The following is a 9,486-nucleotide window of genomic DNA, read 5'->3' as shown; positions in this document are numbered from 1 at the left end:
GCGTCGTTCCGCCGGGCGCTCCGGCCGCGGGCACGACGCCGGGCGCGGCTCCGGGTGCGCAACCTGGCGCGCGGCAACCGGCGCAGCCCGGCGTTCAGCAGCCTGCGGGCACCACCGGAGGCGCACAGTGACGAGTACTCAGATCCGACGGGCGCTCGGCATCGCCGTCGCTGCCACCCTGGCCTTCCCGCTGGTCACCCTGGCCGCGCCGACCACCGCGTCTGCGGCCCCGCCGCGGAAGGTCCCGTGCGGGCAGATCGAGCTGGCCCCGGTGCTGAAGAAGGATCTGACCGACCTCGGCAAGCCGATCGTGCAGAGCGCGGACCGGCGCGGGGTCTACGTCCCGATCATCATGATCCCGGACTACCACGGCCGCGCGAAGCACGACGACTCGCGCACCGGCGACTTCTCCGCCCCCATCAACATGGGCGCCGGCGGACCGGCCCCGGTCGCTCCGCGTGCGTCCCTGATCGGGCAGCTGCAGCAGATCCCGGGTGCAGCGGTCTACACCTTCGACTACCGCGCGAGTGCCGGCAGCTGGGTCGACGACCCGGGCATCGGCCCGGCCCTGGGCGACGCCATCGACTGCGTCACCAGTGCACTCGGGCAGAAGGCCATCCTGGTCACCCACGGCGTCGGCGGGCTCGCCGCCCGGTACGCCGTCGGCGGACAGGTCGAGGGCCGCGACCGCGGGTCCGAGGTCACCACGGTGATGGGCTACGGCTCGCCGCAGACCGGGTCCCAGCTCGCCGAACTGCTCAACACCGGCGTCGCGTCCACCGCTTCGGAGCCGCGCACCGTGCTGCGCCTGCTGGTCAGCGCCTGCCGCGCCCTCAAGCCGGCCGTGTTCACCGAGCAGGCACCGTGTGGGTTCCTACCGGCCGAGGCGGGCGCGTTCGGCCGCCCGGGCGGCGACGCGTTCCGCGGCCAGTCCCCGCAGCACCTCGCGCTGCGCCCGTACCCGGACAGCGTCCAGGTCCACGCCTTCGCCGGCGACGTCGTGGTGAACGCGACGAACCTGGGCTGGTTCGCGCTCAGGCCGTTCCGCGCCAACGACATCCCCCTCGGCGACCTGGTCTCCTCGACGGCGTCGACCACGATCCAGGCGCAGTCGCAGTTGCGTGCCGCGTGCCGGTTCCAGCTCGACGGGTTCGGCTCGGCGTCGCAGAGCGGCGGCATCCGTCTGACCGAGCTCGGCGTTGCGGGTGCGGCGCTGTCCTTCCCCTCGACGATCCGGCCCTGCTACGCGCCTTCCCTGGTGCGGGTGTCCCAATTCGCCGACCGGATCCGCGACATCCTCACCAACGAGATCCGCAACCGCCAGCCGCTGGACCTGCGTGAGCTGGAGTCGCTCGCGGTGCCCTCGGTGTGCGGTCACCCGGCCGGCAACCTGGTCGGCGGCCGGCTGCCCGGCATCGCCCCCGGCGACGGCGAGGTCGCACTGGCCTCGACGCTGTTCCCGGACCGGTTCAAGGACCTCACCACCTTCGGCGACCTGACCGGCGACGGAGTCGCGGACACCGTCGCGGTGCTGAAATGCTCGAACTTCCAGGGGCCCGGCGCCGACGTGGTCGTGGCCTACGACAGCGGCGCCCGCCTGCTCGGCTCGATCAACCTCTCCGACATCACCGCCCGGCCGATCAACCAGATCTACAACGTGCAGGTCTCCGGCGGGCGAGCGATCATGCGCTGGCGCACCACCGATGCGTCCGAGACGACCGACACCGTCGTCGACGCCGAAGCAAGCTTCACCTTCGACCCGAACTCGGGCCTGCGGGCGGGCACGCTGACCAGCTACAACGTCACCGGCCCGGTCGGGAATCTGCTGGTCGCGGTCAAGGCCGGTAAGAGCGGCAAGACCGCTCAGAAGATCGCGTCGCTGGAGATCATCCAGGCGATGATCGCGACCAACCAGCAGACACCTTTCGGTGCGGTGACCTGCTACGGGCCGACCGCGACCGACCAGGGCTGGCCCGAGCAGGCCCTCGACGACTACGACGGCTGGCCGCCCTCCGACGGTCTCGCGCACGGCGACCGGTTCTGCCTGGTCGCCCTGCCCGCGGGGAACTTCGCGCTGCTGGGCATGCAGCACGTGCGCTTCAACACCTGGCGCGCGGTGGAGTTCCGGCTCCCGGACACCCGCGACGACGGCGGCGGCCTGTTCCCCGGCGACGACGATGACGACGGCGGGATCGGCCCGCTGTTCTAGCCGCTGCGTTTCCTAGACCTGGTCGATGCTCAGTTGCCAGGTCCCGCCGACTTTGGGGGGAGCGGTGAGCAGGCCGGGGAAGCCGGCGGCGGCGCAGGCTTCGGCGAGCGCGGCGGGGGTCTTCGGGTCGGCGCCGGCTTCCAGCAGCGCGCGGGCGAGCAGACCCTTGGTCGCCTTGTTGTGGTGGCTGACCACCTTGCCGTTCTGGGTGACCTGCACGGTGACGGTCTTGACCGACACCGGCGGGGCCGGGCGCCACGCGGCGGCGTAGGTACCGGAGCGCAGGTCGAGGACGACCTTGCGGCCGACCCACGCCGGCATCACTTCGGCGAGGGGCGAGCGCCAGACGCCGGCGATGGTGCCGAGTGCCGGCAGGGTCGCGCCGCCGGAGAGGCGGTAGGGCGGGATCCGGTCGTTGGGGCGGACCACACCCCACAGGCCGCTGGAGATCAGCACCATGCGGTTGGCGCGGCGGCGGCCGTCAGCGGACATGGTGGGCAGGCCGAGGTGGTCGAACAGCACGCCGGTGTAGAGCTGGGCGGCGGTCAGGGTGGGCGCGGTGTCGAGCCGCAGGTTGCGGACCAGGTCCACCGCCTGACCCGGCGTCAGATCCAGCACCTCGCGGGCCTTCTGCGGGTCGCCGGCGCACAGTTCGGCCAGCGCCGCCAGCACGGTGCGGCGGGTCTCGGTGAGGCCGTCCGCGAAGGCCAGCGTCGAAAGGTCGAGCGGCTTCCCCCGCCGCGCTTCGGTCTTGCCTTCGGAGGGCGGAAGCAGGATGAGCATCCGGGGAGGCTACCTCCCTTTAGCCACGCACCCGCCAGACCTCGACGAGTCCGCGGGGGCTCGTGGCGCCGATTCGGTCGTACGCACAGGAGAGCGTCGCGCGAGTCTCGGCGAGTTCCCCTTCCCACATGCCCGCGGCGTCGGGCGGGGCGATGACGAGCACGTAGCGGATCGGGTGCGCCGCGATGTACTCCTCGGACGGCACCATGAAGTCGAGTCCAGCGAGCCGACGGGCCGTGGGCCCGACGGAGAATTCAGTGCCCGGCTCGCACCGCACCGGTAGGCGTGCCTCGGGCGGAACCTGACCCAGTCCGGTCAGCGTCGCATCGATCGCGCGGCGCAGGTTCGGCTCCCGGAACCGCGCCGGGAAATAGTCGAGGACGGCCTCGTAGTGCCCAACGTCAATCGAGTACCGCTCGGCGGCCAGCTCACTGGACAGGTGCCTCGTCGGGTCCCAGGAGCTGTTGCGGCCGGCATCGGGGCCGAGGGTCGCGAAGCGCAGCGCGACCAGCACCGAGCCCTCGTCGATGTACTTCCCGGCCGAGAGGTACTCCTCGGCGAGGTCGTCGTAGTCCTGCAGGTCCGAGACCCGGACCACGGCGAGCGCGCCGGTCGCCACCGCTAGCGCCGTGGCCGCGGCGATCGCGACCCGTGGCTCCGGTGGCCGGGCCGCCAGCCAGAGCAGACCGAACAGCACGGGGAACACCGCGAGGCGCTCATCGATCAGACCGAAGTCGATGCCGAAGTTGGTCGGGGTGATCAGCACGAGCACTGCGGCGGCAGCAGCCGCGAGGCCCGCCGCCCGGCCCGCCGACCCCGTGTCCGTGGCGGGCACGGCGCGATGGGCTCTGAGCGCTACCGCGACCAGCACCGCGGCGATGACCACCGCGATCACGTCCTCCCAGCGGGAGTACGTCGTGATGGTCGTGTGCAGCGAGACCAGCCCGAGGGCCCGCCCGATCGGGTTGGTCCAGGTCGGGCCGTCACCGGAGTCGGTGCGCAGCAGGTAGGCCAGCGAGAGCGCCGCGCCAGGCAGCACTGTCGCAGCCGGCGCCAGCCAGGAACGCCGCGTCCGCGGGCCGGTCACGACCACGGCGCACAGGAACAGCACCGCGGCCACGAACGGCACGAGGTGCGTGAGCCAGGTCAGGGTCAGCAGCACAGCCAGAGCGGCCGTCGGGCGCGGCGACCACGACGGCGCCACCCGCAGCGCCAGCCCGACGCAGACCAGGGCGAGCGCGATCGCCAGGCAGTAGTTCCAGAACCCGTAGAAGTAGAGGTAGCCGAACGCCAGGGGCAGCCCGGTGATCGCCAGCCAGGCCGACTCCGGCCGCACCGCCCGTAGCGCGTACCGCAGCGCCAGCGGAGTGCCGAGGGCGGCGAGCAGCATCATCATCGTCCCGGCGAACCGCAGCCCGCCGAGCGAGACCGCCAGCGCGAGCAGCCGGGTGCCCGCCAGGTTCGGCGTCGGGAACCAGTCGATCTCGTAGTACGCGCCATAAGTCGCGTCGGAGTGGTCGGCGATGGCCCGCGCGCCCAGGAGGTGGGCCGGCCCGTCGACCGAGTGGGGCGGCCACGCCACGATCCAGACGGCGGCCAGAGCCAGCGGAACCCAGAACAGGGCGGCCAGGATCGACCTCTCGCGCCCGGCCGTCCGCGTCATCGCGGCGAGCCTAGGCCGCAGCGGCCCTCTGATTCATGCGCAGGCCACTCTGGATCGGATCGGGCGGCGGCCCCCTCTTCCATGACTGGGTGGTCGATTCCGAGCCGGAATCGGCCGCGAAATCGACCACTGGCTCATGCATGAGCGAGTGGTGCCGCCAGTGCCCGGAAACCCGGTCAGGCGGGGATGGGGCGCGCGACGGGGGCGTCGTCGCCGGCGGGCGACGGCGAGGGCACCGCGGGGCCGGTCGGGGCGGACGGCACCACCCCGGGGCGACGGTGCGAGCCGGTGCCGGCGAAGGTCTCGGCGGCGACGCCGTTGCGGACCAGCAGCCGGGACAGTCGGACCACGCCGCGGGTGGACTCGGACGCGGGGCCGGCTCCGGGCTGACGCTGCACGACCCAGATCCGGCGGTCCGCCAGGAGGGCGGAGTTGCGGTCCAGGAAGCGGGTCATATCGCGCTGCCCGGCCCGGGAGTGGCTGGACCAGCCGAGGTAGACCGCGACGTAGGGCTCGATGGAGGTGACGTACGCGATCGGCTTGACGTCGACTTCGAGACCACCGACCTCGGCGATCTCGGACGCGACGTCAGCGGCGTGCCGGGCTGTGAAGCCCGTGCTCGCGGCGTAGGCGACAAGCACCCGTGCCGACATGTGACCCTCCGGATGGGTTCAGCTCCCCCGCCGCCGATGGTAGGTCCGGCGGTCGGGAAGCAGCGAATCTATCGGTGCGGACACGAGATTTCGAGAGTGATCCTCGGGGAAGATCGCGACAAAATTCGCCACGAATCCCCAGATCCCACAACAAGACTCACTGCAGGATCGCTAGAAACTTCGGCACCGGATTCGCCCGGCTTGAGACTTTTCTGTCCACGGGTTCGCCTCCTGGCCCGGAACGGATTGGCCTACCGGTGGCCCGCAGGTTGGCCTACGGCGGCCCGCACGGCCGAAATTGTCGGATGCGCAGTAACCGCCGTCCTACACTCCGGCTGTGGAGATCCTTCAGTCGACCAAGCTCGCGAACGTCGCCTACGACGTGCGCGGACCGGTGCTCGAAGAGGCCATGCGCCTGGAGCAGACGGGGCACCGCATCCTCAAGCTGAACATCGGTAACCCGGCACCGTTCGGCTTCGAGGCCCCCGACGACATCCTGCAGGCGATCGTCCGCAACCTGCCGAGCGCCGCCGGCTACAGCGACTCCAAGGGCCTGTTCTCGGCCCGGACCGCTGTCGCGCAGTACTACACGAACCAGGGCGTGCAGGACATCGACGTCGACCAGATCTATCTGGGCAACGGCGTCTCCGAGCTGATCGCAATGTCGCTGCAGGCGTTGCTCAACACCGGCGACGAGGTGCTGATCCCGGCGCCGGACTACCCGCTGTGGACGGCCATCACGTCCCTGTGCGGCGGCCGCCCGGTGCACTACCTCTGCGACGAGGGCGCCGACTGGATGCCCGACCTCGCCGACGTCGAGGCCAAGATCACCGCCAAGACCAAGGCGCTGGTCATCATCAACCCGAACAACCCGACCGGGGCCGTCTACTCGCGCGACCTGCTCGAGGACCTGATCGCGATCGCCCGCCGGCACAACCTGATCGTCTTCGCCGACGAGATCTACGACCGGATCCTCTACGACGACGCCGTGCACGTGCCGGTCTCGCTGCTGGCCGACGACGTCCTGACGATCACCTACGGCGGGCTGTCGAAGGTCTACCGGATGGCGGGCTTCCGCTCCGGCTGGGCCGTCGTGACCGGACCGCGCCAGCATGCCCGCAGCTACCTCGAGGGCCTGCAGGTCCTGGCCAACCTGCGACTGTGCGCGAACGTGCCGTCGCAATGGGCCATCCAGACCGCGCTGTCCGCGGCCCACGGCGTCGATGACCTGGTGCTTCCGGGCGGACGTCTGATGGAACAGCGCGACGTCTGCTACGAGATGCTCAACCAGATCCCGGGCGTCTCGTGCACCAAGCCCAAGGGCGCCCTGTACTGCTTCCCGCGCCTGGACCCCAAGGTGCACCCGATCGTCGACGACGAGCGGCTGTGCCTGGACCTGCTGCGTAGCGAGCGGATCCTGCTGGTGCAGGGCCGCGGGTTCAACTGGCCCCGCCCGGACCACCTGCGCATCGTCACGCTCCCCCACGTGGACGACCTCAAGGAAGCGATCACCCGGATCGCCCGCTTCCTGGAGACCTACAAGCAGTAGCGCCCCGGATGACATCCCTCAACGGATGTCATCCGCAGATTGAGGCTGAACAAGGAGGGGCCCGCTCCCCCAAACCGGGGGGCGGGCCCTTTCTCGTGCTCGGCGAGGTTGCGGTCAGGCCGAGCGACGCTCGCGGAACAGCTCCCGGCGGGCCAGGTCCGAGACGGCCATCGCCAGCTCGGTGGCCAGGTCCAGGGCGCGGCCGGTGCTCGGCTTCTCCCGCAGATACCAGCAGGCCAGCTGCACGATGGGGCCGGCCTTGTCCGGGTGGGCCAGGATCGCCACGCCGACGGTCACCTCGCGGGCCGTCTCGCCGGTGAGGGAGTACCACTGGCCACCGGTGAAGCCGAACTCCGGCTCCCCGAGCGGGCCCATCAGCGTGACGTCGAAGCGCGGCGCCACCGGCAGGTCGTCGAGCGCGGCCGGGGACTCCGGCACGGCGCCGATCGGCGGCCAGACCCCCGCACGGGGCAGCGGGCCGGAGGGGTGCTCGCCGAGGTCGATCATCTCGACCGGCTGGGTCTCGATCGCGGCCTGGGCCTGCCGGCGCGGGTCGCGCGGGGCCACCACGATCTCGGGGGCGGGCGGCGGCGGGGCGACCGCGACCTCCAGCTCGGCGACCTCGGTGGCCGAGGTGACCAGGTCGGCCGGGTCGGCGACGAAGGTCCAGGCGGAGTTGGAGTTGTAGAGACCGAGCGGATCCACCTCGTCACGCGCTGTGCGCTCGAGCGGCGTCGGCTCCCAGGACCGCGAGGAGGCGGGCCACGGGTCGACCAGCGGATCCCAATCCGCGGGAGCGCCGGCGTCGAACGGGTCGGTACCTGCGTGGCGGGTCATGGACAGAACGCCTCCTCACCGAATGCGCGAGCCGGCCCGGGTTACGGACGAGCCAATGCGCACCGGTGTTACTGGTGTCGGGTGAACGCGGTGGTTGGTAGCAGAGTCGGCCCACCGGACATAGCCGTCAAGCCGGACAGCCCGGGCTTTCACGGGCCTTGACTCTCGGGTGCCGGATCGTGGGTTTTTCCCTGTACTGCAGGCCTATTGCGCCCCTGCGGGTCAGCGCGACTCAGTAGCCGCAGACCGAGTCCAGCGAGGCCGCGGACGATGCCGATGGCTTGGCCGCCGTCGCCTTCGTGCCCGTCTTGGTCCCCGTCTTGGTCCCCGCCTTGGTGCCCGGCGCGGGGGTCGGGGAAACGGCCGGGGTGGCGGTCGCGGCCGGGGTTGCGGCCGGCTTGGTCGCCTCGGCCAGGGCCAGGGCGACCTGCTCCTGGATGTAGGCGAACTTCGGGCTGGACGGGTTGAACTCGGCCGAGCGGACGAAGGTCACGCTGGTGACCTTGGCCTTCTTGGCCTTGTTCGCCAGCAGCAGCAGGTCCGGCAGGGCCGCCTTCGGGATGTCCGTGAGGATGATCCGCTTCGCGGCGCCCGCCAGCTGGGAGAAGTTGGTCAGCACCTTGATCGGACTGGCCTGCTTGGCGATCGCGCCGAGCAGACAGCGCTGGCGGTCCATCCGCGCGTAGTCGTCGGAGTCGAACCGAGAGCGTCCGTACCACAGCGCTTCGTAGCCATTCAGCCTCCGCTTACCTGGCTCCAGGTAGGCGTGCGGCAGCTCGGTGACGTTGCCGAAGGCGTCGTGCGCGCCGCCGATCGGCAGCCGGCGGTCGACGTCGATCGTGACCCCGCCGAAGGCGTCGACGATGTCCTGGAAGCCGTCGAGGTTGACCAGCACGAAGTAGTCGACCGGCTGCGCGATCGTCCAGGCGAAGGTCGCCTTGATCAGGTCGGCGCCCGGGTGCTTGGCCCCGGGCATCACCGTCGTGTCGTTCTCGGCGTAGTCGTAGACGGCGTTCATCAGGTCGTTGAAGCCGCTCGGGAAGCGCTTGGCCATCTCGGTGCCGGTCGGGAACTGCACCTTGGTCAGGTTCCGCGGCAACGAGATCAGCACGGTCCGGCCGGTCCTGGTGTCGATGCTGGCCAGGATCATCGTGTCGGTGCGGATCCCCTTGCGATTCTCGTCCCCGTCGCCGCCGAGCAGCAGCACGTTGACCCGCGCCTTGTTCGCGAAGTACCCGGTGGCCGGGCCGAGACCCGCCGGCTGGGCAGCCGGCTGCACCGGCATCGGGGGCATCGCCACATTCAGCGGAGGCTCCGGGTCGCCGAAGATGCTGTTGATCAGGTCCATCTGGATGTAGGCCGTGCGCGCACCGACCGCGAACGGCGCGGCGACGGTCAGGCTGAGGGCGGCGACCACGCCGGTCGCGACCACGCGTTGGCCGGTGCGCAACTGGTCCGGCTTGTGCACCGACCAGGAGCTGAACACCACCAGCATCCACAGCAGACCGAGCGCGATGCACAGCACCATCACCAGCTCGAGTTCGTCGGGTTTGACGGACAGCTCGATCAGCCGGGTGTGCGGGACCGCGGTCAGCAGGACGACGACGGCGAGGAGCAGGGCCGCGAACGACCCGGACATCACCATCCCGACCCGGCGCTTGCCGGCGGCCAGGTGGGCCAGGCCGGGGATCAGGGCACCCGCCACCGTCCAGCGCAGGGCCCGGCCGAGGCTCTGGGCCGTCTTGCGGCGACGCGCGGCCCGGGGCGGCAGATCGACGACGTCATCCAGGAC

7 protein-coding genes are annotated in these 9,486 nt (G+C 71.0%); 2 read left to right on the top strand and 5 right to left on the bottom strand.

Annotated features, from left to right (window positions below):
• Positions 1-127: 127 nt before the first annotated feature.
• Entirely contained in the window at positions 128-2,209 is a 2,082-nt protein-coding gene (locus tag H0X00_RS17655) for a hypothetical protein (protein ID WP_293773448.1), read from the top strand.
• A gap of 12 nt (positions 2,210-2,221) precedes the next feature.
• On the opposite strand, the gene H0X00_RS17650 is transcribed toward H0X00_RS17655, so the two are convergent.
• From H0X00_RS17650 to H0X00_RS17640, 3 genes are all read right to left on the bottom strand, one after another.
• Positions 2,222-2,992: a peroxide stress protein YaaA gene (locus tag H0X00_RS17650; protein WP_293773446.1), complete on the bottom strand. Its 771-nt coding sequence runs from the start codon at positions 2,990-2,992 to the stop codon at positions 2,222-2,224.
• Between the two features lie 19 nt (positions 2,993-3,011).
• Complete coding sequence (locus H0X00_RS17645; protein WP_293773443.1) at positions 3,012-4,655, bottom strand: hypothetical protein; 1,644 nt, start codon at positions 4,653-4,655, stop codon at positions 3,012-3,014.
• Between the two features lie 176 nt (positions 4,656-4,831).
• On the bottom strand, positions 4,832-5,308 hold the full coding sequence (locus H0X00_RS17640; RefSeq protein ID WP_293773441.1) for a flavodoxin domain-containing protein: 477 nt from the start codon (positions 5,306-5,308) through the stop codon (positions 4,832-4,834).
• A 337-nt stretch (positions 5,309-5,645) separates the two neighbouring features.
• On the opposite strand from H0X00_RS17640, the gene H0X00_RS17635 reads away from it, so the two are divergent.
• Positions 5,646-6,857, top strand: a complete 1,212-nt coding sequence (locus tag H0X00_RS17635) for a pyridoxal phosphate-dependent aminotransferase (RefSeq protein WP_293773438.1) — start codon at positions 5,646-5,648, stop codon at positions 6,855-6,857.
• Positions 6,858-6,971: 114 nt separating this feature from the next.
• Here H0X00_RS17635 and H0X00_RS17630 read toward each other — a convergent pair whose 3' ends face one another.
• Complete coding sequence (locus H0X00_RS17630; protein ID WP_293773436.1) at positions 6,972-7,694, bottom strand: hypothetical protein; 723 nt, start codon at positions 7,692-7,694, stop codon at positions 6,972-6,974.
• Positions 7,695-7,926: 232 nt separating this feature from the next.
• A partial coding sequence (locus H0X00_RS17625; RefSeq protein ID WP_293773433.1) for an LCP family protein occupies positions 7,927-9,486 on the bottom strand: 1,560 nt, incomplete at its 5' end.

Origin of the sequence: Sporichthya sp. (assembly GCF_013815995.1) — a bacterium.
In the GTDB taxonomy this organism is placed as follows: Bacteria; Actinomycetota; Actinomycetes; order Sporichthyales; family Sporichthyaceae; genus Sporichthya.
This window is presented reverse-complemented; position numbering and strand designations above follow the sequence as displayed.

Excerpts from the sequence above, each read along its gene's own strand:
- H0X00_RS17650 (WP_293773446.1), bottom strand. The coding sequence starts at position 2,992 with ATGCTCATCCTGCTTCCGCCCTCCGAAGGCAAGACCGAAGCGCGGCGG.
- H0X00_RS17645 (WP_293773443.1), bottom strand. The coding sequence starts at position 4,655 with ATGACGCGGACGGCCGGGCGCGAGAGGTCGATCCTGGCCGCCCTGTTC.
- H0X00_RS17640 (WP_293773441.1), bottom strand. The coding sequence starts at position 5,308 with ATGTCGGCACGGGTGCTTGTCGCCTACGCCGCGAGCACGGGCTTCACA.
- H0X00_RS17630 (WP_293773436.1), bottom strand. The coding sequence starts at position 7,694 with ATGACCCGCCACGCAGGTACCGACCCGTTCGACGCCGGCGCTCCCGCG.